A 25,330-nucleotide genomic window follows, 5' to 3' on the forward strand; every position below is an offset into this window, starting at 1 on the left:
TTTTTTAAAGTACTCTAAATTGAAAAACGCCTGATTCTGAGGTATGTCCTGTTTCGTCTCTTGTCACAATTTTCCAATAGTAAATAGCTCCAGTAGTTACGCTAACATCGAGCTGATTAGTTGCAATTGCTGTTGCATGTATATCAGGGTTATTGGTGGTACCAAAATAAACATCATAACTTTCTATATCATCATCAACATCACTACCTGTCCAAAGTAAGGTAACTGTTCCAGGGTTTACTGTTGCAGCCATATCTGGCGCATTAATAGTTGCTGGGAAAGGTGCATAAGTTTGCACGCCTGAACCAGAGTTATAGAATTTCCAGGTTTCACTTTCAGCAATCACCGCACCGCGTTTAGAAATAACATACCAAGAATAAGGTGTTGCTCTATTGAGTACAATACCAATTTTATCTTCAGTAGTTTCGTCTTCAATGGTTGATCCATCAACTAAATTTGTTATAAAAATGCTATAACTTTCGGCGATTTCACTTGCTTCCCATTCAAAAACCACAGTGCTCTCTGTTGGAGTAATGTCCGCTCCTATATTACACAAACCATCTTTGTGAGGAAATTGTAAACTTACTGTTAGCCTTTCTATTTGACTAGGTGCTTCGGGATCCAATGTATCTGGATCTGGTTCAATAGTGGAAGGACTACTACAAGCAAACAAACAAAAACTCAAACAAAATATGTAAATTAATCTTTTCATTTCTTAACAATTTTAAAGTTAGAAACAGAATTATTTGACTGTACAAATACCGTATACAAACCAGTATTAAAATGTGTGGTATTTATATTGATGCTCCTTATATCTTCTACATCAAATTCTTTTAAAAATACCATTTGTCCAATGGCAGAATATACACTTACTTGAACATTAGTACTGTTCATTTCACCTAAATATAAATTGAGTTTGTTTTGAAATGGGTTAGGATGTACAAACATATTATTTGATAACAAAATACGCTCTTCGTGTTCACCCTGGCAAGGTAAATCAGTAGAAACCTTTATGATATTTTTTCCATGTTCCAGTTGTAACGTCAATTGAGATTCTGAAGTTGTAAACTTTAAGCCATTAAAGTCAATATTATAACTAGAACTTCCTGACATATTTACTGTAACTTCCTTTCCGTTTTTGCGTTTTCCGGTAATTACATCTAAGTTTTCTGGATGATTGATAATAATATCAAAACAACGTTGAAAATTGGGTATTTCATCTGAAGTTATACACAGTCTATATGTTCCTGCTAGTAGATTGAGAATATCTATTTCATTAGTAAATATATATTCCCTGTCAAAATCGTTACCAACCAAATGCGCTTTGTACTCATAAAATTCTTTGGTAACAATATTAATTTTGCCATCATTATTATTCAAACATGTTTCCCCAGTAATAAGTATAGTAAAGTTATCTTCTGGTAATGGAGAATATGTACAACCAAACAAATCAACAGGTTGTCCAAAAGCTGTTCCTGGACATAAATCGTCTTCATTAGCTACACCATCATTATCCGCATCGTCACAGACTGTTTGGTAAGTCGCAGTGGGGTCTTTAAACCAATCATCATAAGCACCATCAACATTAGAAATTACTGCAACTGGATCATCAACCAAAATACATGTTAAATCTGCATTATTAGAGGCATTAAACACCCTCAACATAGCATTTGCCCCGTTTTGTATATTCAGCTTATCTTGAATAAACGCATTGAATGAACATGATAATTCTATTAGTTTATCATTAACCGTAACATCTAAAGCTTCTAACTGATTTGAAGAACAATCAAGTTTTTGTAAATCTAATAGCAAACTCACATCTAATGTTGTAAAGAGATTATCAGAAATATTTAATACCGAAAGGTCTAAATTTGAGTCTGTATTTAATTCTGACAAGCTATTGTTTGAAATATCCAATACACTCAATTCTATAAGGTTAGAAGTATCTATAGTCGTAAATTGGTTGTTAGATGCATTTAAATTATTTAAAAATATATTTCCACTTAAATCTACTGTTGTTAAAATGTTTTCCTCAATATTTAAACTTCTAAGCAATACAAAATCTTCAATACCAGTCAAATCTGAAATTTCTTTACCACTAACATCTAAAGATGTTCTAATTTCAATAGTTTCAGTTGGCACATAATCATCTAAAGGTTCAACATCATAGCCTAAGTCAATCAAGGCTTGTTCAAAATTATCATCAGGCACATAAGTTTCTCCAAAATGACAATCAATAGCATAAGCTGTTGATGCATCCTTTAACCAAGTTACTCCAGTTGGAGCAGTACCATCATCCGTTTGTATACAAGATAAATTAGGATTGCTTTGTGCATTTAAATTTGAAAGACTAGGATTTTGTCCATTTTGTAAGTTTAAAACCTCTAGTGCGTTTGAAGCACAACTTAGATTTGTGAGTGCTGTATTTGTAGTAAAATCTAATTCTACAATACTATTACCATCACAGTTAAAACTTTGAAGTAGTGGAATTAAACTCGCATCTAATTCAGTAATTTGGTTATTGGAAATATTTAAACTGATAATATTTGGAGTTTCAGTTACATCTAATGCTGTAAGTGGATTACCAGAACAATCGATTATAGTTAAATTTATATTACTACTGATATCTAATGTGCTTAATGTATTATTTGAGCAATTTAAGTTCGTTAAGTCCATAAAATCTTCAATACCTGTAAAATCTAAAATGGCTTTACCACTCACGTCCAACATAGTTAGTATTTCTATATTTGCCGTCGGCACGTAATCATCTAAAGCGCCTGTATCATACCCTAAATCAATTAATGCTTGTTCAAAATTATCATCAGGAACATAGGTTTCTCCAAAGCGACAATCTACACTATATTCAGTAGTTACATCTTTTGTCCAATTTGCTCCAATAGTGTTCACATCATCGACTTGAATACAAGTTAAATTTTGGTTTTCAGTTGCACTAAAACTAGATATTTCATTATTTATTCCATTTTGGACATTTACAAAATCTAATTGATTACCGGATACATTTATGGTGATGGTATCTGGACAAAAATCTAATGGGTTATTTGTATTTCGTGTTGGACAAGCCATCAAACCCATAGTAGATAGATCTATGCCTCCTGTTATTTCATTTTCACTACAGTTGAATGTTTTTAGCTGATTTAAATTTGCGGATAATTGTAAGTTAGTAATTGCATTATTACTAATGTTTAATTCAATTAAATTCGTATTGGTGCTAGTATTTATATCTGTGAGTTCATTACTACTAACGGATATATATTTAAGAGAAGTTAAACTATTTAATACTGTATTGAGTTGATTTATTTGGTTAGTATTCAAAATTAAACTTTCCAAAACAGTAGATGCCAAATCGTCTATTTCTGTTAATTGATTTTGCGACCCAGAAAGCGCAATTAAATTGGTGTTAGCAGATAAATTGACGTCCGCCAACTCATTATCCGAAAAGTCTAAAACTTCTAAAGCAGCATTTGTACTAATATCAAGTAAACTTAAACTATTGCTTCTACAGTTTAAAGTAGTCAATGCTAAACATCTACTCACTTGTAAAGCAGAAAGTTGATTGTTATTACAATTTAGCGTATTTAAAGTTGAATTATCAACCGTATAACTTACAAAATTTGAAATTTGATTATTATCACAATTAACCTGAATTAAGCTATTGTTGTTACTGATATCCAAGGTAGCTAGACTATTATTAGAACAATCAAGTTCTTCCAAATTGGCATTAATGGATATATCTAGATCTGCTAAATTATTATTGGCACAAAATAGCTTTGTTAAACTTACTGTACCTAAGGTATTTAGCACACCATTTATATTAGCAATATTGTTGGTTAAAAAATAATTTGAGCCACAGAATAAGCTTTCTAGATTAACCATACCACTTACATCTAATTCATTTAAAAAGTTGTTGCTACAATCTAATTCGGTTAAAGACATAAATGCTTGGATACCCTCTAAACTTTCAATGTTTTCACCACTAACATTTAACGACGTGAGGTATTCTATGTTTGCTGTTAATACCTGATTATCTAATGCGCCAAAATCAATACCTAAATCAATTAAAGCTTGCTCAAAATTATCATCTGGAATTGGTGTATATCTATTCGCTTCACAATCGGCATTATAATCGGCTATTGGGTCAATAGCCCATCCTCCTGGAATATTTCCTATTACAGCGGCATCAACATTAACACAAAATAGATTAGGGTTATTTGTGGCGTTAAATACAGTAGTATTGGTATTATTCCCATTTCTAATATCTACAAATTCTAATTCATTATTATGGCAGATAATACTTGTTAATTGCGTATTCGCTGATAAATCTAATACTGTAATATTATTATTTGAACAATCAAAAGTTTGTAAAATAGTAAAATCTTGAATACCGGTTAAGTCTACAATATTATAGCCATTAACATTAAGGTTCGTTTCTCCAACAATATTAGCTGTTGGTACATAATTATCAAGCGGGCCTACATCAAAACCAGCATCAATAATGGCTTGCTCAAAGCCATCATCTGGTACATAGGTTCCACAATTCGTATCTAAAGACGCTGTTCCAATGGCCCAATTTACACCTAAAGGTATGGTATTAGTATCTGCCAGAATACAAGATAAGTCTGGGTTATTCGTGGTATCAAAATTTGCAAGATTTCCGTTTTGTCCATTTTGTATATTTAAAGCTTGTAAAGCGTTGAACGTACAATCAAAATCCGTCAAATTTACATTAGCACTTAAATTTAGAAACTGTATGTTATTATTTGAACAGTTTAAATCAACAAGGTCGATGTTACTGCTCACATCTAACGCCTCCAAATTATTATTTGAAACATTTAAAGTTAGTAATCCTAATATATTGGTTACATCCAGATGAGTTAAACTGTTTCCTGAAACATCTAGACTCGTCAAACTTGTATTATTAGACAGATTGACTTCTTCAAGAGCATTTGTACTACAATTTAGCGATAGCAAGCCTGCAAAATCCTCAATACCTGTTAAATCTTCAATATTTGAATTTGATACTTCAAGACCTGTAATTGCATTAATATTTGATCTTAAAACCAAATTATCCAATACATCATCTAATCCTTGATTTATAAGTTCTTGCTCAAAATTATCATCAGGTACATAAGTGTAAATATCATCACAAAGAGTTTCAGCGTAGTATGTCCAATCGTCTTTTATCCAACTTGCATTAGGAGCAAACCCCGTATCCACTTGAATACAGAATAAATCGGGATTGCCTTCTGAAGTAAAAGAAGTGATTAAATCGTTAAAATCATTAGCAATAACTAAAGAGGTTAACCGATTGTTGGACACATTTATCAAAGAAGCTCCTTGACAAGCAGTAACCGGATCGGTCTGTGGGTCTGGACAAGCAACTGTATTAATTGTGGTTAAATCAAGATTTGAAATTAAGTTATTTGAAACGTCTAATATTTTTACATACGTATTTGCTGATACATTTAAAGCCGTAATTTGATTTGATGCACAATACAAACTTTCTAATTTTGTATTATTCCCAACATCTAAAGCACTTAGCCTATTATTTGAAACGGATAATGATATTAAATCAATATTTTGACTTACATCGATGTCTAAAATTCTATTATCTGAACACCTTAAATCTATTAGCGATTGATTACTAGAGATATCAAGTAAAGCAATTTGATTATCAGAACAATCAATATCTTCTAAGTTAGTATTAGCTGATATATTTAAGCTATCCAATTGATTAGAAGCACATAATAACGTTTTTAAATTAGTATTATTGGAAACATCAAGTATAGATAAATTATTGCCGTTACAGATAAGAGTTTCTAAGTTTTCGAAATCTTCAATACCTGTAAGTGTTTCAATACTCAAGTTATTAACAATAAGTGAAACAACCTGATTAATTCTATCAGTTAAAACTAATCCGTTCCCCTCTACACCATCGCCCATACTAGTCTCATCTCCAATAGCCACCTCATTTCCATTTTCATCATGGGTTTCTAGGTAGTATTCAAAATTAGTATCGGGTACACCAGTATTTTGAGCATTAGAAAAATAACTACAAAAAGTTATACATAATAAAAAAAGTAAATATTTCATCTTCATATAAGAGAATATTCTATTTCTGTTGTTTAGCAGATAAGACTAGATCTTTTTGATATTGAAGCTCGTCGCTAGCTTCTTTTCGAATTTTGCTCATAATTTCTTTCTTGTAAGCACTATCGTTTCTTAGTTTATCAAAAAACTCTTTTGTTACATCGCCTTTACCCATCCTTTTAAACATTACTTCTGCTTGTACAATAGCCTCTTCTACATCTTGTTCAGTAATTTCAAGATTCGAAATATCATCTAGCACATCCTTTTTAACATCAGGCATACTAATATTTTCATATTTTGAGATTATTGGTGTTTTTGAACTATTTTTAACATTAGCATTGGCCACCAGTGCTATTGATGTACCGGTTTGAATATTATCTATATGTTCTAAGATATTCTCTATTTGATTTTTTAAATAATCTATTTCTTCAGCTTGGGTATTCACTTTTTTATCTAGTTTTTCTAAAAGTGAACTACTATCATTTCTATTTAGGCCTACAGCAACATTTACATAACCAAATCCAGAAAGGTTTGTAGACCAAGCAGTACCTACAATATCCCTAATTTGACCTATAGCGATTTCATTTGGGGCAATGGCGATACCTATACCATCATTTTTACCACTAGGCAATATGTAATCACCTATATTAACTCTTCCAAATACTTTTGTAGGTATTTGTCCCATAAAGGCTACTTTTTCGTATTCAGCTTCACGATTAGGTTGTGGCATATTTCCTAAAACAATAGGATTATATGATATTACTAGTATACGTTCTGCACCATCTAAATGCTTAGATATCTTCCCACCATTAACACCTACTATATCGCCATACGTCATATCTTCATTAACATCTTGTCTCAACAAGTACTCCGCATAATCACCAGCGCCAGATGCGTATGTTACACCTTGAAATGTAGACTTATTTATATTATACCATGTTATATTTGCAATTGCCGCAACCTCTACAGCTACTGCTGCTACTTTTTCTAATAAAGAAGTCGCTACTTGTACTTTAGTCGCAACATTTAAAGAAGGTATCGGTAATGTAACTCCTGGAACAGGACCAATAACTGCTGTGGTAGACGTAGCCGCTGCTACATTATCTGCGATAGCTACTGTTCCACTACTAAATGAAGTAAAAAGATCAAAAGTAGAAGAAACAATATCATAGCTTAATTGAAATTGCGTAAACACATGATCTGCATTATTACCAAACTCACTCGGTATTTCACCTTCTATACGACCCCACATTGTAGGCGTTGGGTGTGCAAGTGTTTCTCCAGATGTAGTTTCACCAGTAGTCGTTGTGGTATCCCAAAAAGACACAAAATTATTAGCATTTCGTCTTCCACCTTCAACTACAATAGCCAATCCTTGCTTACTTCCCGATATTTTTACTGGATAATGATCTATATTTTTATCATTTTCGTCATCTAAAGTTGCTGTTATCGTAACTTGTGAGGTTGGAGCCATAGCTATACTACCATTTAAACTTGTTGACGCATTTACAGTCAAATCCGTCGCTGTTAACCCCGTAAAAGTTGATTCTCCACTTACTGATAAATTGCCATATAAATTTGTTGGTGCATTTTCATCAAATGCATCAGGGCCTTGGTCTATTCCCACATTAAGTGCTCCAGATAAATTAGATGTGTTCTGCTCTGTTACATTTAAAGTATTATTTAGATTAGTTTCACCATCAACATTTAAATCTCCAGAGAAATTTGCAGGATTTCCTTCTGCTATATCTAGCGTGCTATTTAATGTTGTTGGGCCATTAACCGTTAATTCTCTATTTAAAAATGTATCATCATCAACCTCTAAAGTACCAGTTGCCGTAATATCCCTGTGCGCAACATACGGTACATACGTTAGTTTTTCTACGCTCATATCTACAAAACCATCGCCGTTATTAAAGTCTACTTCAACTTTTAAAGATTTTGGGGCTCCATTCCAGTCAATCTTCTCAAAATCGTCATGATTTTCAGCACCAATAATTAAATTTATTCTACCATAATCATCAGTAGTTGTATTTTGAATTTCGGTAAATTCTACTACACCACTACCTGGGGCTATAATCGAGAATTTAATAGCAATATCAGTAGTAGGTAGGTAGTTATCTGGAGAATCAACTCCAGGTAATTCTAAAGCATCTGGTCCTATAATAACCGCTTGATAAGATATACCATCAGTTTGTGCAAAGACGCCTGTAGCAATAAACAAAAATAAAATTAGGGTAATTATGCGTTTCATAACAGTTGGGTTTTAAATTGGTACTATATTTTTATAAGTTTTGAATTGAATAACTTTCCGTTTGAAATAGCTTTCAATGTATATGATCCAGAAGACAAGTTTTCGAGATTTATTCGTATTTTTTTTGAGGGTGAAAAACGCTTAGAATAGACTAGTTTTCCAGAGATATCGTATACATCAATATTAATATCTTCAGATATATTTTCGTTTAACGAAATTTGAATATTATAATCAAAAGGATTTGGATACACTATCGCTTGCAAACTACTAAAAGCACTTTTAGTAACCTTTATGCGTATGTGCGGTTGCTGAAACCCTTGGCGCAAATAATAGTCGTTATTCCCAGATGTACCAATAACACTAGATTGCCCTATACTCTGGCTTACCGTATATGTTCCTTTAGAGGTTTGAAAAGTTTTGCTAGAGCCACCTACACCAATATTAGAGCGCATGATTTTATACTCTTTGCCTTTTGTTTTAGATTGCCCCTGCATCGCAGGAACCGCACAAATCATAAGAAGCAAAAACACAACATTTTTTATCAAATTTTCTTTTATCATTTTAACAAATGTTACTTTATGATACTCTAAACTAGAGTAATTAACCTTTATATACTAGCGTGTCCATGGTTTGTCCACCCTAAAAATCGCAATAGCACGTTGGTAGATTAATTATGAATCCTATGCCAAATTGGTGTGCATTCAACTTTAATTTTTCAGCACTAATGCCACTATTTATCAATATTGAGCTTCCATAATTATAGCTTGCAACTATTGCTGTACCGTTAGAAATGGGATACTGCATACTTATACCAGCCCTAAGAAACAAGATATTGTTGTTAAATTCTGGTTCTCCCACTAAATTGAACACATCATTATTAATAGTTTGGTTACCTCTTACCAAAAACTCATAAGCCACTGTACCGTTTGCAAAAAATCTAAAATCATTATATTGGAATAATTTTATATCTGTTCCTCCCTTAATTCCCAAATAACTTATGTCCCACTCAAAATAGTTATCTACGCTATTTTCACTGCCTATTGCCCCATAATTATTGTATGTGAATCCTCCGCGTAGAAATATAGTGTTTGCTTTATTAAGAGTATGGCGATACCCCATTTCTAAATATGATTTTGATTGAGACAATAAATTGTTTAATCGTTGTCCTCGAGAATTCTCATAATCAAATGAAGAGATGGTTTGTCCTAAATCCATATATAATTGCTGACCGTTGCAATGCGATCCAAAACTTATAAGAATTAAAAATAGTAGTGACTTATTCATATTTAAATTTTTAAAAAGTAATTGTAATTGATTAAAAACTACCCTTACGTTTTTGAAAGCAAGTGAAGTTCTAGATGTCCTGTCTTAAATACTTTCAATCTAGACAAAGCCACAAAATGAAAAAGCAATAAAATCTCTAAGAACGCACTAATACCAACGGTTAACATAATTTATTAAGTTAAGTTACTCCAAGGTATATATATAGACAGGATTAAAAAAATAAATTGCCTTTTGTCCACCTTTTGTCCATCCCATTTATCGAAAAGTCATGAAATGGAATACCAAGAAAATCAAGATTTAAAGATTCAGTAACAATTTTTAACATTGAAATAACGGTGGTAATAGTTTGGTAATCTTGGTAACTTTCATGTAACCCTAATTTAATAAAAGCACAGTAATCACTTAACAGGTTTTTTTGATTGACAAGGTAATTTTGGTTGAAAATAATAACTAAAACAATCAAAAAAATCATGAAAAAATTATTTAGCTTTTTATCGCTAGTTGTATTATTAGCGATTATTCCATTATCCGTTATCAGTTGTGATATAGAGGATGGAAAGGATGGTATTGACGGTGTTGATGGAACCGATGGAGAGGATGGTGCTGACGGGGCAGATGGTCAAGATTTTACGCCTCCATCTTTTGATCCATTAACCAGTTCTGTTGTAGATGCCAATAAAGTATTTGACGTTAAAGATGCTTCTGTAAATGTAGAAATGCTATTAACCTCACAAGACATCTTACCTTCTGATTCTACTTTTGTCTATGGGTCTTATACGGATGGTTGCGCGCTGTTTGATAATGGAGATGATACTTACTCTTTTATTGTAAATCTAGAAAGAGATTACTCTATTGCTAGAATTAGAATGAACCAAAATTTACAACCATTGGAAGGAGATTATATTGTAAACTCTACTGCTACAGCCTTTACAGCTATGTGTTCTGGTTCTGGCATTTCTAAAGAAGAACATGGTTTTGGCCCAATGTACCTATCAGGTGGAGAATGGGTAGGACAAGGTGCTGGTGCACAAGGTGTTTATGTTGTAGATCCTATGAAAGATGCTGGTTTAACTTCTTTCGCTACAAGATCTGCGGCCATGGGTGAGTGGGCTACTGAAAACGCTGTTGTTCTCGGTAAAAATGCTTATGCTAATCGTACTGTTGCAATAATAGGCGATGATGATAGCAACAACTCTTATCCAGAAGGTCATTTAGGGATGTACGTAGGTGCTAGAGGCGATTTATTTGGTGGAGACTTGTTTGTTTTAAAAGGAAAAAATCCCGTTGAAACTGAACCTGGTATGGGTGGTCAGTTATTTGAAATGGGTATGGCCGAAGGACAAACTTATGATGCCGAATGGGTAGAGATGACAGAGAGAACCAAAGACGAACTAAACCAAGAAGCTATAGATGCTGGAGTTATAGGCTTTCAAAGAATTGAAGATATCGATTGGAGAAAAGGGTCTGCCGATAACGAAAGAACTTTCTTTTTCTGCGTTACAGGTCGCTACAGAAGCGACAATCCTGATTTGGCTAAAAGAGGTACTACTTTTGGAAGAATATACATGGTAGAATTAAATGACGACAGCCCTACAGGAGATTGTAAAATAACCTGTGTATTAGATGGCGATAAAGTGGGTGGTGTTGCTGACGGTTTCCATAGCCCTGATAATATTTTAGTAACCGAAAACTATGTTTATATACAAGAAGACCCTAATGGGTATTTTAACCAAAATACTGCAATTCAAGGTTGGGCTAAATTATACAAATACGAAATTGCAACCGGAACATTAACTACCGTTTTAGAGTGTGATGAGGACAACAACCCAGAATATGGCGGTGGCGGTAAATGGGAAATAACAGGTATGATAGATGTTACCGATGTAATAGGAGCTACAGAACCAACTTACATTTGTGGTGTTCAGGTTCATGGTTGGGAAGTTGATAAAATTGACACGGCAGTTAGAGCTGATGGAAAAGCCTTTTTCGATCCTACAGCAATTGCCGAAGGGTTATCTGATTTTGAAGGTTCATTTTTATTCAAAATTACCGGTTTACCAAGATAGAAAGTTATATATGATGTGCATTAACTTATATCATCTAAAAAGGGGAATCTGTTCTAGATTCCTCTTTCTACTTATAACAATTTTAAGTGTTATTTCTTGTAAAAAAGAAAACAATACGGAAGTACCCCTAGTTAGTAATTCCCAAAACAATTCTGAATTCACAGAAGACTTACGCAGTTATTACCTTCAAAATTTAGATAGTCTGGAAACTTATTTAAAATTATTAGACCCTTCTAAAAGTGTTAGTGAAAACAAAACAATTTTTAAAGAGGTAAGAAAGTGGTACAAATACGCCGAACCATTTATGATTGCTTTTGATAACAACAATTACCTCACCATTAACGGCCCTAACCTACTTATTGTGCATGCCGAGGATTATACCGAGGTTAAAAAAATAAAACCAAAGAGCTTACAAGTTGTAGAAGAATTGCTATATAACGAAGAAGGTTTAAACAAAGAAGAACTAGAACTTCAACTCATTTTTCTTAGATCTCGCGTACCCTTTATGGCTCATAACCATATTATTTACAAACAAAAAAACAAGCACTATTTTAAAATGATTCGGGATGAAATTGTAACGGTAGCCACCAAAGGTATAACCGGTTTCGATTCGCCTATGCAATTAAATTCAACCCAGGAATCCGCCCATGTGTACCAATCATTATGGAACATTCTCAAAATAATGGAACCCGCTTTTGGGAACACCGAAATTTATCATAAAATACTAGAAGAATTTAAAGCATCAAAAAAACTACTACTTAAGTCTAATTTTGAGGATTTTGATCGTTATGCGTTTATCAAAAACCACACTAATAAACAACTTAAATTGTTAGCAGAGGCCTTCAAAGTTTGGAAAATTGATATGGCCGAAAACGTAGCGCTTAATCCGTATGCAGAGAATTTATTTCAAAAAGGTTTTTTCAACCTTAATCATTTTTCCCCTCAGGGCGCTCCCCCAATTTCGAGTGAACGCATCGCTCTTGGTAAGCAGTTATTTAATGATAAATCATTATCTGGTAGAGGAGATATGAGCTGTGCAACCTGCCATATTAAAGAAAAAGCATTCACTGATGGTCATAAGCTTGGAATAGGCAAAAACGGAATACAACTGCAACGAAACACACCTACTTTGTCCTATGCAGCATATCAAAGAACGTTTTTCTATGACGGAAGGGGCGATGGATTGGAAGGACAAATTGTTGGTGTTACCAATAATGAAAACGAATTTCACATTGATTTAGAAACGTTAGAAGAAAAAGTAAAAAATACGCCTAAATATAAAATACAGTTTGATAGTGTTTACGAGAGCAAAATTAACAGCCGAAATATAAGGCACGCTATAGCAACTTATATTAGAAGTTTATCGCCTTTTGATTCTAAATTTGACCAAAACATGATAGGAGAAGAAAACTCTTTAACAACCCAAGAAATAAAAGGATTTAACTTATTTATGGGTAAAGCGGCCTGCGCTACATGCCACTTTCCACCAGTATTTAATGGCACCGTACCTCCAAAATTTACGGAAAGTGAATTTGAAAATCTTGGAGTTACTAAAACTGCTAACTTCACGCATCCTATATTAGATGACGATCCAGGACTATTTTATCCTTACGAAATTGAAGAAAGACGGGGATTTTTCAAAACATCAACTGTTAGAAATATAGAGCTAACAGCCCCCTATATGCATAATGGTGCTTACAATACTTTAGAAGATGTACTAAATTTCTATAATCTTGGTGGTGGTGCGGGTATGGGTTTACAAATGCCCTACCAAACCTTACCTTCTGACGAATTACAATTAGACACAAATGATATTGAGGCAATTATTGCGTTTATGAAAACTTTGACCGATGCAGAATATTAACTGGTTAAAAAGTTAATTTTTGTGTTAAACCTATTGATTCGCAAATCTTTAGTCCGTTTTTTTCGTAATTTAACTTAAAGAAACCTTAACACATTAAATAATGAAAAAGATCACCTCAATAAGACTAGGTGCAGTGTATATACTGTTATGCTCGTTTTTTATGATACAAGCACAAGATACACAGCCCATTAAAGAAGTTAGCGGTAAAATACTTGACCAGGATACCCGAAATGCATTAATTTTTACAGATATAGTTGTAGACGGCACTAATATAAGTACTGTTACCAACTCTGACGGAGAATTCCTTTTAAAAATTCCCTACGAATATCTAGGTGAAAAACTAGTAATTACGCATTTAGGCTACGAAAGAAAACTTTTAAATATTGTAGATTTAAGTACTGATGAAAAGATTTATCTTAAACCCAGTGTCACACAACTTTCTGCTGTAAGTATTACATCACTTCCTCCGTACGATGCAAGAACACTTGTCATAAAAACCTTGGCAAATAAAAGTACAGCTTACAATAATAAAAATGCATTAATGACCGCTTTTTACAGGGAAACCATAAAGAAGCGTCGTCGTAATGCATCACTTTCCGAAGCTGTTGTAAAGATTCATAAACAACCATATAGTAGTCTTAGAAATGACCATATTGAGTTAATAAAATCTAGAAAAAATACCAATTATTCCAGATTAGACACATTGGCTTTAAAGTTACAAGGAGGCCCTTTTAGTAATATTTATACTGATTTGGTAAAATATCCAGAATATATTTTTACCGAAAAAGATATAGATTTGTACAAATTTAATTATGAAACATCAACTAACATCAATAAAAATTTGGTGTATGTTGTTAATTTCAAACAGAAGGCAAGTGTAAAATTACCAATGTATTATGGCAAGCTTTATATTGATGCTAACACACTAGCGCTGACGAACGCGGAATATAGCTTAAATGTTGAAAACAAAGAGCTCTCTAGCCGAATTTTTGTTAGAAAAAAGCCTAGAAAAGTCGACGTTTATCCCACTGAAGCCACATATAAGGTGAAATATAGAACTCAAAACGGTAAGTGGCATTACGCTTACAGTAATATTGGATTAACATTTAAAGTGAATTGGAAAGGTAAATTATTTAATAGTATTTATACCTTAAATAGTGAAATGGCCATAACTGATTGGGAAATCCCTGAAACTAAGATTGCTAAATCACGTGATAAAATGTTAAGGCCTTCAACTATTTTAACTGAACAAACATCTGGTTTTTCTGATCCAGAATTTTGGGGTGCCTATAACATTATCGAGCCAGAAAAACCAATAGAAAATGCCATTAAGAAAATTAAGAAACAACTTGATAAACAAAATAAAAAACAGGAATCTTAGCATATGGATTTCTTAAGACGAAAAACCGATGGAGCTTAGGGTTACATCGGTTTTTTATTATATGACTTCTCCATATAGATCAAAGTCTTCAGCTTCGATAATCTTTACCGCAGTAAATTCACCAGTTTTTAAATAGGTACTGGTCGCATCAATCAACACTTCATTATCAACATCTGGCGAGTCAAACTCGGTTCTACCGATAAAATAATTACCCTCTTTTCTATCGATAACTACTTTAAACTCTTGTCCTATTTTTTGTTGATTCAACTCCCAAGAAATTTGAGACTGAATTTCCATAATTTGGTTTGCTCTATCAATTTTCACTTCTTCTGGAACATCATCCTCCAAATTATAAGCATGTGTATTTTCTTCATGAGAATAGGTAAAACAGCCTAAACGCTCAAATCGCATGTTTTTTACCCATTGCTTTAAGGTTTGAAAGTCTTCTTCCGTTTCTCCAGGATAACCAACTATTAGTGTAGTTCTTATAGTCATTTCAGGAACTTTTGCTCTAAATTCTTCTAGTAACTTGGTTGTTTTCTCTTTTGTTGTACCACGACGCATGCTTTTTAAAATCGCATCTGAAATATGCTGCAATGGAATATCCAAGTAATTACAGATTTTTGGTTCGCGCTTCATCACATCTAAAACATCCATTGGGAATCCCGTTGGAAACGCATAATGTAAACGAATCCATTCAACACCTTCAACTTTCACCAATGCTTCCAATAACTCTGCTAAATTGCGCTTCTTGTATAAATCCAGTCCGTAATAAGTTAAATCCTGTGCAATTAATATCAATTCTTTTACACCATTAGCCGCAAGTTTTTCAGCTTCAACTATTAACTCTTCAATTGGTGTAGATTTATGCTTTCCACGCATTAAAGGGATAGCACAAAATGAACAAGGTCTATCACAACCCTCAGCTATTTTCAAATACGCATAATTTTTAGGTGTGGTTGTTAAGCGTTCACCAATCAACTCGTGCTTATAATCCGCACCTAAAGCTTTTAATAGCCCCGGCAATTCTGTTGTACCGAAATACTGATCTACATTCGGGATTTCCTTTTGTAAATCTGGTTTATAACGTTCACTTAAGCAACCTGTTACAAAAACCTTGTCTACATCTCCGGCTTCCTTCTTTTGCATAAATTCCAAAATGGTATTTACACTTTCTTCCTTGGCGTTATTAATAAATCCACAAGTGTTTATTACTACTATATTTCCCTCCTCCTCATGCACAACATCCTTACCACTAGCTTTAAGTTGCCCCATTAGCACCTCGCTATCGTAAACGTTCTTACTACACCCTAGGGTAACAACATTTATTCTATTCTTTTTAAGTGATTTTGTACGCATAATTGTTTTAAAAACGAGGTGCAAAGATAGGTAATGATTTACGATTTCTATCTTAATTTATTCGAATAGATATCATCATATTTTCGCTAGAGATTCGCGCCTACGCGGGAATGACAATTCAACGGATTCCTTGGTATGCATACCAAGGAATTCTTTTTTAATTAAACCTTTTATATATTTGACTGTCCTAAATTGAAAACCTACAGTTATGAAAATGAACATTTTCTACCTTATTCTAATTATTTGTATTACTTATGGTTGTTCTTCCGAAGAACCAACTATCCAAGAGTCTGAAACCAACAACAGCACCTATTTTCCACCATTAAACTCCGAAACTTGGGACACCAAAACTATACATGATTTGGGTTGGAATCAAACCGAATTACAACCACTTTTAGATTTCCTTGAAGAAAAAAACACCAAAAGCTTTATCTTTCTATATGATGGAAAAATAGTTTTGGAAGAATACATGAACGGACATGATGCCACAAAACCTTGGTATTGGGCAAGTGCGGGAAAAACATTAACTACGGCTATTTCAGGAATTGCACAAGAAGAAGGCCTAATCAATCTAAATAATAAAGTTTCTGATTATTTAGGTGAAGGATGGACGAGCGCTCCGTTGAACAAAGAAAACCTGATTACTTGCAAAAACTTGTTATCTATGGATTCTGGTTTAGATGATAGTCTGGGAGACAATGTATCTAAAGACAACTTACAATACAAAGCAGATGCTGGTACGCGTTGGGCATACCACAATGTTTACAAAAAGATACAAGATGTTGTAGCTGACGCTAGCGGTGATACTTGGAACACTTATTTTGATTCTAGACTAAAAAGCAAAATCGGTATGACTGGTGCTTGGATACAAAGCACAGATTTTAATGTGTACTGGAGCAATACCAGAAGTATGGCACGTTTTGGACTACTAATTTATGCTAAAGGCAAATGGAATAACACCCAAGTTGTACCTGAATCATTTTTGGCAGAGGCCACCAACACATCACAAAACATTAATAAATCTTATGGGTATTTGTGGTGGCTTAACGGGAAAGATAATTATCGTTTACCTGCCACCCAATTAGAATTTAATGGTGAACTAATCCCAAATGCTCCTGCCGACACTTTTGCTGCTTTAGGGAAGAACGACCAAAAGATTTATATCGTACCAAGCAAAAAATTGGTTATTATAAGAATGGGTAATTCGGCAGATGGCGTGAGTTTCGCACGCTCTGATTTTGATAATGAACTTTGGGGTAAAATTAATGCCTTAATAAACTAATTATGATTCTTTGGAGACACTCGCCTTTTAGATGCTTACTCGTAAACATATGCCCATTGCAATAGTTGTTATTTTGAAAGTGGCTTGCCTGTAAGTGCTAACCACTTAAGTTACGCTTGGAAAAATAGCCAATAGGAACATTCAACGCAAGGTACTTTGTGACGGCTGCAAAATCTGCATTGTTTTTTATCCAGAGACATTGCCAAAGCCATTTTAAATAAAATTCTATTTTAAGGGAATGATTTAACAACTAAAACATGATTAACTATTTGCGCAAGTTTTGGTTTGTGGAATAGGTGAAATGTGAGCATCAATCATTTAATTGTTAATTAATTAGGATTAAACCCAATAAATAATTAAATTTCGATGTATCTTCCTTAGACACACTCCTCTAAGTTTTAAATATTAGCATAAAATATATTGTTCCAGCATACAACTATGTATGATGTATTGAAATAATATTATTGTGACAACTTGGTTATTTTAAAACATGATTTTGAACTCTTTATCAAATAAACCTTTTTTAAGTTTTTTATCTAACAACAACTTTACAACAGTATTATAATGAAATCAATCAAAAATAATTTTTTAAACTTTTAATCTTGTTATTATGAAAACAAACAGAATTTTTAAATTTTTCTTGCTGATGTTTACCATAGCCATTTGTTACAGCTGTCAAGAAAACAAGAACCAAGCAGAATTGCTGGAAAAAATTGAAACTTTAGAATCTAGAGTAGATAGTTTAGAAGGAAAGTTAACCGATTTAAAGAATAAAACAAGAATAGTGGCCATGAAAGGACAGAGTTCTCCATTTCTATCTCCATTGACAAGGTTTTTTCTTGACTCTGATAATTTTTGGAATAGCACAACTCCAGTACCAGGTTTAGATTGTGCTGTCAAATGCGCAAAAGATTATAAAAAAAATGCTGAAAGCTGTAAACAACCAGATGGTTCTTATGACCAAAAGTGCCTAAATAGCCTTTTAGGTTCAAGGTTTGGGTGTGAGCAAGGTTGCTTAGATAAATTGATACCTCTATAAGCTGACTTATATCAAGATCACAAAAAACACCTTTACTAGCACTAGACTATATTGGTTAGAAAGTATTAGTAGTTAATCGAAATAGCCATTCTTTTTAGAATGGCTATCTAATTTGCATTTAAGATTTACTCATATCTTTTTGGTACTTTTCTTAGTTTTGAAGTTTGCTCGTAAACATATGCCCATTGCAATAAGCTTTTTTCAGAAAGAGGTTTACCAATAAATGTTAACCCTTCAGGTTCGCCATCGCTATCGTATCCCATAGGCACCGTCAAAGCAGGATACTCCGCAACCGCAGCAAAACCTGCATGATAATTATTTATCGACAAAAAACCATCCAAATTATGGGTTTCAAAAGGTATATCAAAATACTGCCTGCCATTTGTTTTTAAAGTAGTTTTTATTTTTTGAAATTCCTCTTCCGTAGCATTATCTGCGACAATACCCTCAAACAATTTTTGTCCGTAGGGCATGATATTTAAAGAATCCTTTAAGTTGAAATCAATCACGTCTTGAACTGATTTTACGGAAACCGAAGCATCAGCATATTGCTCTAAATACGCAGGTAAATCTACTTTCATATCCAAATTCAACAACCTTAAGAAATCAGGCAAATCCAATTTTTCCTCTTCAATTTCAATGATTGTGGCACCTTTCGATTTTAAGTCTGAAATCGCTTGAAGATAAAGCGAGTCTTCTAAAAGACGCTTAGGTGCACCAAAGCGTTTACCTTCTAAATTGTCAATTTTTAAATTATCAGAATAGTATGTACTGTGCCATTTGGGATTTATTGATTTAGAATCTGTTGCATCATAACCATAAATAGCATCCAACAAAATAGCTGTATCAGTTACGTTTTTTGCCATTGGGCCAGCGGTATCCAATGTTGAAGATATAGGAATTATACCGCTTCTACTCACCAACCCAATAGTAGGCTTCAATCCAACCACAGAATTCTGGCTTGAAGGTGACAAAATAGAACCTGATGTTTCGCTACCGATTGCAGCAGCTGCAAAATTAACTGCAACCGTAACGCCGCTTCCCGAACTGGAACCACCAGTATCAAAAATACGTCTGCCGTAAGGATTTAAGGTTTGCCCACCTATTGCGCTATAACCACTTGGACAATCACCACAGAAAAAATACGCCCACTCGCTTAAATTGGCTTTTCCCAAAATAATAGCTCCTTTTTGTTTTAAACGCTTTACAATAAAAGCATCTTCAGCATTATTGTTTTGCAATGCTACCGCTCCAGCAGTTGTTGGCATACCAAAAACATCAATATTGTCTTTAAGCAGAATTGGCATACCAAAAATAAGACCTGGTTTAATAAAATCGAACTCAGCTTTATCAGCTTCCTGCGCTTCTTTTATTGCATTTCGATTTAAAGAAATTACCGAATTTAAAGACAGTTCATTCTCCCTATCATATTTTCTGATGCGGTACAAATAGAATTTTACAAGTTGCTGATAGGTCAGCTTATGGTTTAAAATATGATTTTGAATTGTTGGAATATCTTGTTCTAAAATTAAAAGCTTTAAACTATTATAAGTATCTTCTGTAAAGTCCTCCATGTCCTTTTTGAAAGGTTGCCAAAGCTCTTCATTATCGATATACTCAGAATCTAAAACTTTAAATTCTCTGAAATCTTTGGTTGAAATTGCACTTAAATCTGAATCGCTACTGGCAGTTTTTTCATCAGATTTAGTGTTTTTACAATTAAATAGTAGTGTAATTAAGAGGAAGGATAATAAAATTCTCATGGTTGCATTTTTCATAAAAATACTAAAACAAATGCACAAATTAATTACGCTCTTCAAAAGGAACTGCAATATCCTTTTCTAAATAGTTTTTTAGTCCGTTGAGCAGCATAGCCCAACAAAAAGAAGAATATTTAAATTGATGATTTTGTTTTGGCCAATTTACATGGCTAAATTCAACAAGAGTCCCATTTTCTGTAGCCTTTAAATCGAACCCAAAGGTGGTTGGATTCCAATCGGCATCAGATTTTGTCATTTTAAAATGAATGGATTTGTCAAGTTTTACCGTTGAAACCTCGCAGTACCAATCGTAATCATCGGTAAAGTTTAAATTGTATTCTGCTCACAGTTTAGGTTCTCCAGAACTTTTTAAGGTCCACCAATTGTCCAAATGTTTAGGTTGAGAAATAGCGTTAAAAATTTTTGACGGCTTTTCTTGAACTAATAGAATGTGGTAAATATTGAATTTCACAAGGAAATATAAAAATTTTAAATTAATTATCTATTTTTAGACCTAAATCTTCATAAATGAAATACCTCTTACCATTTTACTTCCTATGTTTTTCATTATTAGGTTATTCGCAAAACCAACAGCTTATTGACACGACTGATTATGAAAAACATAAAACTTTAATTGAAGATTTTAAAACAAAAAACGAAAGGTTTGAAGAGTATATTAAGGGAAATTACAAAGGGAAATTAAGAAGGGAAATTTTAGGAATTTATACTGAGTATCAAGGACAGTTTGAAGAAATTTTAAAGAATAAAAAGCTATTATTCGATAACCGTTTTGAAACATATATTGATAGCCTTTTTAATACTTTGGTAGAAAATAATGCTGAATTGCCAGACAAAGACATAAAGGTATATTTATCGAAAAGGCCTTCTCCAAATGCGTTTAGTATTGGAAACGGCACCATTATTACAAATATTGGTTTGTTTTCCTTCCTTGAAAATGAACACCAATTATTATCGGTTATATCACATGAAGTGGCGCATGAACTACTTAAGCATAGTCATAATAGCATTGTAAACAAGGCAAATCAAAATATAGCAGTATTGGGAAACAGTTCCTATTTCTCTAGAAATTTAAAGCTGGAGAAATACAATAAAGGCTCTCGTTCCTTTGAGAAGCTTAAGAACCTTTTATATGAAGAAGGAGAAATAAAAAGAAAGAACGAAATAGCGGCGGATTCATTAGGCTATGTGCTATACAAAAACAGCAAATCTCCTGAAAAAGAGTTTTTAAACACCTTAATAACACTTAGAAAGTATGACTCTATTCCTTCTATAGCTTTAGATTCAACAATCTATATTGAAACCTTTGATTTACCGCAACAACCTTTCAATAGCAAATGGTTGAAAAATGAAGATTTTGATGACTATAATTATGATTTTTATAAGGATAAAATAAATGCTGATTCTTTAAAAGGGCATCCCGAAATTGAAAACAGAATCGAAAAATTAAAACTAGATTTTCCAGAATTAAAAGTTGAATATTCTAAGCTAAAATCAGTTAAAGCAGATAGTACATTTCTAAAATTAAAAGATATAGCAAATAAAGCCTACGTAGAAAATCTCTTTTATAATAATGAATATGGCCTGAGCATTTATTTAATCTTAAAACGCTTGGAAAGTAATTTTGAAGATAAATATCTACAAAAATGGTTGGGTATTAATTTTAATGCTATTTATGAAGCCAAAAAGAAGTATCAATTAAATAGATATGTTGATAGAATTGTACCTAAAGAACAAAGCAAAAGTTACCAGCAGTTTTTGAATTTTATTTGGAATTTAAATTTAAATGAGATTAAAACTATAGCCGATTACTACTTAAAAAATTAATCTAAATTCAAGCGTTCTAATCTAATTTCGTCAAAGTCAGAATTTTTATTGAATTCTCTTAAAAGTATATAACCTTCTTTAGCTATATAAGGAGAAATGAAATAATCATCAGACGACATTGGGATTTTTTCGTGATTTATTTCGCCATCTATAATTGAAACTATGCCCAAAATCCAGTTTTTATCCTTTGTACCTTCCTCCTTTTGATAGTCCTGATAGAAAAATACTGCATCTTTTTCACTATTCAAATACTGACCAAATAAATAGTCGGAGGACGAAAATTTACTCATGTCTTTTTCTATGACTTTTACATTTTTAATATCGAAATTGCTATCAAATTCCAAAAGGATAAAATCTTCAGTTTTTACATGAGGCCCTAACAAAATGTTATTGGCGATTTTATATTTTTCGGATAAAACTACAATACGCTCGTCATCAAAAACAAAATAAGCGTGCGTAAAAAGTTTATATCCAGCTTCCATTTTTCCCTTCTTATTCATCTCAATGAATTCTCCTGCATCTTCCCATAAAAAGTGTTTTTTCAATACTTCGTTACCATCTTTATCCAAAACAATCTTAAATAAACCCAATGCCCTGTCCCTGTTATAGCCAACAACGCTATATGGACTAATTTTACCTGTTAAAACAGTATTTTCGCCAAGTTTTTTAACGGTGTAACTATAGCTGTATTTTGAGTTTGTATGTTCAAGTGGATATCTAAAATTGAGCTGCCCTGTATTAGCATCAATCTGTAAAAACTCCTTTTTTCGATTACTGCCGTCTTTCGAACTATATGTAAAATACAAAGTCTCTTCTTGAAACGATACGGCTCTAAAAAACGACCATGTTTTGTCGCCACCAAAATCATAATCCCAAACCTTTTCATTCTCAAGATTATAAAACTCTAAAATCTGTGGATTCTCTCTGGCATTCTTTTTTCGTAGCTGCAAGACCAAATAACCATTATTCGCCGCTACTGGAACATTTATATACGCTCTTTCTCTTTGTACTTTCTTTATTGTACTAATATCCCTGTTTCCTTCTAAAACAGAATCATTTTCAAAATAAAAAGGAGCTCCAATTTCATTATTATCCAAGTGTAATAACCTAGATGAAGTAAATGCTATCCTTCCAGTTGTATTACTATAACGTTTTGTGAGAAGTAGGGTGCTTCCTAATTTTTCAGGAGTGTAATATCTAGAATATATTTTCTTATACGCTACATCAACAAATTCGCCATTGGCTACTTTGTTAAGGTTTTTATCCAGAATTGTATACTCATATTTTTCTTCGTTTTCACTTAGCTTATCCATTTTAAAAAGTGTGAAGTAGCCATAAACATCCTCATTCTCTTCATAAATTGGTGTAAACATCTGCATTTCTCCAGATGCCAAATTTGCTAAATTAGAAATTTGTGCGCCAACAGTTGATGCCAATGCAAGGCTTAAAATAAGTAGGATTCGTTTCATGTATACCGTAAATATTATTTAAAAAAAGAATCAACAAACTCATACTTGTTGAATACTTGAAGATCATCAATACCCTCACCAACACCTATATATTTTACAGGAATTTGAAATTGGTCTGAAATACCAATGACTACGCCGCCTTTCGCTGTGCCGTCCAATTTGGTAACGGCAAGCGAGGTTACTTCAGTAGCAGCAGTAAATTGTTTGGCTTGCTCAAAGGCATTTTGTCCTGTAGAGCCATCCAAAACCAATAATACGTCATGTGGCGCATCATCCACCACTTTTTGCATCACACGTTTTACTTTTGTCAACTCATTCATTAAATTTACCTTATTATGTAATCGCCCTGCAGTATCTATGATAACGACGTCGGTATCACTAGCTACTGCACTTTTTAAAGTATCAAAAGCCACAGAAGCTGGATCACTCCCCATAGACTGCTTTATAATAGGTACATCTACACGATCCGCCCAAACTTGCAATTGGTCAATAGCCGCTGCTCTAAAGGTATCTGCAGCGCCTAATACCACATTTAAACCTTGTTTTTTAAACTGGCTTGCCAATTTACCAATGGTTGTAGTCTTCCCTACACCGTTTACACCAACCACCATCATAACATATGGCTTTTTGCCTTCTGGAATGGTAAACTCGGTATCTTCTCCTGAATTGGTTTCAGACAATAATGCTGCTATTTCTTCACGTAGAATTTGGTTCAATTCATCCGTTCCTAAATATTTATCTTTTGCTACGCGCTCCTCAATGCGCTCTATAACCTTTAATGTCGTACTAACTCCAACATCACTAGACACCAAAACTTCTTCTAGATTATCTAAAACCTCGTCGTCAACCTTAGATTTTCCTGCTACGGCTTTACTTAATTTCCCAAAGAAACTAGATTTTGATTTTTCCAATCCCTTATCTAAAGTTTCCTTTTTTTCTGACGAAAATATTTTTTTGAAAAAACTCATGTGTTATTATTTATTCGTTTATGAGTTTAAACGTTTAACTGTTCATACTCTTGCTACTGTTTTAATACGTGTCTAAGTTGCACTATATTATAGACGAATTATACTTTTACGTTAGGGGTTCTGCTTCGAGAACCTCAGCAACCACGGCATTTGCTGAAGCTCCTCGACGTAGGAGAGAGCGACTGCCTAAAGCCCGACCCCTTAGATAACCTGCCTACCAGCAGGCGCCCAAATACTTGATAACAACTTTCTTGCCTTTAATTTCAACATGAAATATTGTCATTAAAAATTTGAAATGTAAATATACTTAAAGGAAACAAAATCTTGATAGGGTTTAAAAAGAAATCCCGCCAAAATAGGCGGGATTAATTCGATTACGAAACCTTGACATAAATTCAACGTTTTTATCTCATTAAAAAAGCTGCCCTCTTTACAGACAGCAGCTTTATAATATTGTGGTAGTAAACGTTTATTTCTTGTTTAAGAAATCGTTAACTAGCTCTGGAGACATTACTGATTCTACAAACATGTAAGCTCCTGTTTTTGGAGACTTAACCATTTTGATAGCTTTAGTTAATCTTTTAGAACCTGTTTGTAACGATGCTACTGCTTTCTTTGCCATGGCTTATACTTTTTAGTTTTACGCTGAAA

The 25,330-nt window shown here is 33.3% G+C and carries 17 protein-coding genes and 1 pseudogene; 6 read left to right on the plus strand and 12 right to left on the minus strand.

The annotated features are described in order from the left end of the window. Nucleotides 1–4: 4 nt before the first annotated feature. The 6 genes from AC1B0Z_RS06800 to AC1B0Z_RS06825 form a co-directional block, all read right to left on the minus strand. The gene (locus AC1B0Z_RS06800; RefSeq protein ID WP_483794867.1) at nucleotides 5–712 is read right to left on the minus strand and encodes a hypothetical protein; all 708 of its coding nucleotides are present in this window, start codon (nucleotides 710–712) and stop codon (nucleotides 5–7) included. Beyond that, a complete protein-coding gene (locus tag AC1B0Z_RS06805) occupies nucleotides 709–6,111 on the minus strand; it encodes a T9SS type A sorting domain-containing protein (protein ID WP_483794868.1) in 5,403 nt (1,800 codons plus the stop codon). The genes AC1B0Z_RS06800 and AC1B0Z_RS06805 overlap by 4 nt, the downstream gene beginning before the upstream one ends. A 19-nt stretch (nucleotides 6,112–6,130) precedes the next feature. Next, complete coding sequence (locus tag AC1B0Z_RS06810; RefSeq protein WP_483794869.1) at nucleotides 6,131–8,362, minus strand: hypothetical protein; 2,232 nt, start codon at nucleotides 8,360–8,362, stop codon at nucleotides 6,131–6,133. Between the two features lie 23 nt (nucleotides 8,363–8,385). Next, nucleotides 8,386–8,922 carry a T9SS type A sorting domain-containing protein gene (locus AC1B0Z_RS06815; RefSeq protein ID WP_483794870.1) on the minus strand — a complete coding sequence of 179 codons (537 nt, stop codon included), beginning with the start codon at nucleotides 8,920–8,922 and terminating at the stop codon, nucleotides 8,386–8,388. 79 nt (nucleotides 8,923–9,001) lie between these two features. Further along, nucleotides 9,002–9,646: an autotransporter outer membrane beta-barrel domain-containing protein gene (locus tag AC1B0Z_RS06820; RefSeq protein WP_483794871.1), complete on the minus strand. Its 645-nt coding sequence runs from the start codon at nucleotides 9,644–9,646 to the stop codon at nucleotides 9,002–9,004. A 211-nt stretch (nucleotides 9,647–9,857) separates the two neighbouring features. Further along, entirely contained in the window at nucleotides 9,858–10,118 is a 261-nt protein-coding gene (locus AC1B0Z_RS06825) for a hypothetical protein (protein WP_483794872.1), read from the minus strand. Between AC1B0Z_RS06825 and AC1B0Z_RS06830 the strand changes: the two genes are divergently transcribed. The 3 genes from AC1B0Z_RS06830 to AC1B0Z_RS06840 all read left to right on the plus strand — a co-directional run bounded on the left by AC1B0Z_RS06830 (nucleotide 10,117) and on the right by AC1B0Z_RS06840 (nucleotide 14,957). Next, nucleotides 10,117–11,712 (plus strand): phosphatase, encoded by a 1,596-nt coding sequence (locus tag AC1B0Z_RS06830; protein ID WP_483794873.1) that lies wholly within the window; start codon nucleotides 10,117–10,119, stop codon nucleotides 11,710–11,712. The genes AC1B0Z_RS06825 and AC1B0Z_RS06830 overlap by 2 nt on opposite strands. Before the next feature lie 10 nt (nucleotides 11,713–11,722). Next, nucleotides 11,723–13,576: a cytochrome-c peroxidase gene (locus AC1B0Z_RS06835; RefSeq protein ID WP_483794874.1), complete on the plus strand. Its 1,854-nt coding sequence runs from the start codon at nucleotides 11,723–11,725 to the stop codon at nucleotides 13,574–13,576. Nucleotides 13,577–13,676: 100 nt separating this feature from the next. Beyond that, nucleotides 13,677–14,957 carry a carboxypeptidase-like regulatory domain-containing protein gene (locus AC1B0Z_RS06840; RefSeq protein ID WP_483794875.1) on the plus strand — a complete coding sequence of 427 codons (1,281 nt, stop codon included), beginning with the start codon at nucleotides 13,677–13,679 and terminating at the stop codon, nucleotides 14,955–14,957. A gap of 57 nt (nucleotides 14,958–15,014) precedes the next feature. On the opposite strand, the gene rimO is transcribed toward AC1B0Z_RS06840, so the two are convergent. Further along, nucleotides 15,015–16,316: a 30S ribosomal protein S12 methylthiotransferase RimO gene (rimO, locus tag AC1B0Z_RS06845; protein WP_483794876.1), complete on the minus strand. Its 1,302-nt coding sequence runs from the start codon at nucleotides 16,314–16,316 to the stop codon at nucleotides 15,015–15,017. 208 nt (nucleotides 16,317–16,524) lie between these two features. Between rimO and AC1B0Z_RS06850 the strand changes: the two genes are divergently transcribed. Next, complete coding sequence (locus AC1B0Z_RS06850) at nucleotides 16,525–17,598, plus strand: serine hydrolase domain-containing protein (protein WP_483794877.1); 1,074 nt, start codon at nucleotides 16,525–16,527, stop codon at nucleotides 17,596–17,598. Between the two features lie 610 nt (nucleotides 17,599–18,208). Further along, nucleotides 18,209–18,637, plus strand: a complete 429-nt coding sequence (locus AC1B0Z_RS06855) for a hypothetical protein (protein ID WP_483794878.1) — start codon at nucleotides 18,209–18,211, stop codon at nucleotides 18,635–18,637. Nucleotides 18,638–18,762: 125 nt separating this feature from the next. Here the strand turns inward: AC1B0Z_RS06855 and AC1B0Z_RS06860 are convergent, their stop codons facing one another. Both AC1B0Z_RS06860 and AC1B0Z_RS06865 read right to left on the minus strand, forming a co-directional pair. Beyond that, nucleotides 18,763–20,400, minus strand: coding sequence for an amidase family protein (locus tag AC1B0Z_RS06860; protein ID WP_483794879.1), 1,638 nt, complete (start codon nucleotides 20,398–20,400; stop codon nucleotides 18,763–18,765). A 40-nt stretch (nucleotides 20,401–20,440) separates the two neighbouring features. Continuing rightward, nucleotides 20,441–20,704 (minus strand): annotated as a pseudogene (locus AC1B0Z_RS06865) (SRPBCC domain-containing protein); the annotation flags it as partial. A 221-nt stretch (nucleotides 20,705–20,925) separates the two neighbouring features. Between AC1B0Z_RS06865 and AC1B0Z_RS06870 the strand changes: the two are divergent. Beyond that, nucleotides 20,926–22,242 carry a M48 family metalloprotease gene (locus tag AC1B0Z_RS06870; protein ID WP_483794880.1) on the plus strand — a complete coding sequence of 439 codons (1,317 nt, stop codon included), beginning with the start codon at nucleotides 20,926–20,928 and terminating at the stop codon, nucleotides 22,240–22,242. Here the strand turns inward: AC1B0Z_RS06870 and AC1B0Z_RS06875 are convergent. The 3 genes from AC1B0Z_RS06875 to AC1B0Z_RS06885 all read right to left on the minus strand — a co-directional run bounded on the left by AC1B0Z_RS06875 (nucleotide 22,239) and on the right by AC1B0Z_RS06885 (nucleotide 25,301). After that, nucleotides 22,239–23,711, minus strand: coding sequence for a DUF6770 family protein (locus AC1B0Z_RS06875; RefSeq protein WP_483794881.1), 1,473 nt, complete (start codon nucleotides 23,709–23,711; stop codon nucleotides 22,239–22,241). The genes AC1B0Z_RS06870 and AC1B0Z_RS06875 overlap by 4 nt on opposite strands. Before the next feature lie 14 nt (nucleotides 23,712–23,725). Next, the gene (ftsY, locus tag AC1B0Z_RS06880) at nucleotides 23,726–24,679 is read right to left on the minus strand and encodes a signal recognition particle-docking protein FtsY (protein ID WP_483794882.1); all 954 of its coding nucleotides are present in this window, start codon (nucleotides 24,677–24,679) and stop codon (nucleotides 23,726–23,728) included. A gap of 469 nt (nucleotides 24,680–25,148) precedes the next feature. Beyond that, nucleotides 25,149–25,301, minus strand: a complete 153-nt coding sequence (locus tag AC1B0Z_RS06885; protein WP_130963649.1) for a DUF4295 domain-containing protein — start codon at nucleotides 25,299–25,301, stop codon at nucleotides 25,149–25,151. Nucleotides 25,302–25,330: the final 29 nt, after the last annotated feature.

This window comes from Hyunsoonleella sp. J2K-J805 (genome assembly GCF_057167125.1).

What these genes read in the sequence shown, in the direction of transcription:
- AC1B0Z_RS06800 (WP_483794867.1), bottom strand. Translation starts at nt 712, where the DNA reads ATGAAAAGATTAATTTACATATTTTGTTTGAGTTTTTGTTTGTTTGCT.
- AC1B0Z_RS06805 (WP_483794868.1), bottom strand. Translation starts at nt 6,111, where the DNA reads ATGAAATATTTACTTTTTTTATTATGTATAACTTTTTGTAGTTATTTT.
- AC1B0Z_RS06810 (WP_483794869.1), bottom strand. Translation starts at nt 8,362, where the DNA reads ATGAAACGCATAATTACCCTAATTTTATTTTTGTTTATTGCTACAGGC.
- AC1B0Z_RS06815 (WP_483794870.1), bottom strand. Translation starts at nt 8,922, where the DNA reads ATGATAAAAGAAAATTTGATAAAAAATGTTGTGTTTTTGCTTCTTATG.
- AC1B0Z_RS06820 (WP_483794871.1), bottom strand. Translation starts at nt 9,646, where the DNA reads ATGAATAAGTCACTACTATTTTTAATTCTTATAAGTTTTGGATCGCAT.
- AC1B0Z_RS06830 (WP_483794873.1), top strand. Translation starts at nt 10,117, where the DNA reads ATGAAAAAATTATTTAGCTTTTTATCGCTAGTTGTATTATTAGCGATT.
- AC1B0Z_RS06825 (WP_483794872.1), bottom strand. Translation starts at nt 10,118, where the DNA reads ATGATTTTTTTGATTGTTTTAGTTATTATTTTCAACCAAAATTACCTT.
- AC1B0Z_RS06835 (WP_483794874.1), top strand. Translation starts at nt 11,723, where the DNA reads ATGATGTGCATTAACTTATATCATCTAAAAAGGGGAATCTGTTCTAGA.
- AC1B0Z_RS06840 (WP_483794875.1), top strand. Translation starts at nt 13,677, where the DNA reads ATGAAAAAGATCACCTCAATAAGACTAGGTGCAGTGTATATACTGTTA.
- rimO (WP_483794876.1), bottom strand. Translation starts at nt 16,316, where the DNA reads ATGCGTACAAAATCACTTAAAAAGAATAGAATAAATGTTGTTACCCTA.
- AC1B0Z_RS06850 (WP_483794877.1), top strand. Translation starts at nt 16,525, where the DNA reads ATGAAAATGAACATTTTCTACCTTATTCTAATTATTTGTATTACTTAT.
- AC1B0Z_RS06855 (WP_483794878.1), top strand. Translation starts at nt 18,209, where the DNA reads ATGAAAACAAACAGAATTTTTAAATTTTTCTTGCTGATGTTTACCATA.
- AC1B0Z_RS06860 (WP_483794879.1), bottom strand. Translation starts at nt 20,400, where the DNA reads ATGAGAATTTTATTATCCTTCCTCTTAATTACACTACTATTTAATTGT.
- AC1B0Z_RS06870 (WP_483794880.1), top strand. Translation starts at nt 20,926, where the DNA reads ATGAAATACCTCTTACCATTTTACTTCCTATGTTTTTCATTATTAGGT.
- AC1B0Z_RS06875 (WP_483794881.1), bottom strand. Translation starts at nt 23,711, where the DNA reads ATGAAACGAATCCTACTTATTTTAAGCCTTGCATTGGCATCAACTGTT.
- ftsY (WP_483794882.1), bottom strand. Translation starts at nt 24,679, where the DNA reads ATGAGTTTTTTCAAAAAAATATTTTCGTCAGAAAAAAAGGAAACTTTA.
- AC1B0Z_RS06885 (WP_130963649.1), bottom strand. Translation starts at nt 25,301, where the DNA reads ATGGCAAAGAAAGCAGTAGCATCGTTACAAACAGGTTCTAAAAGATTA.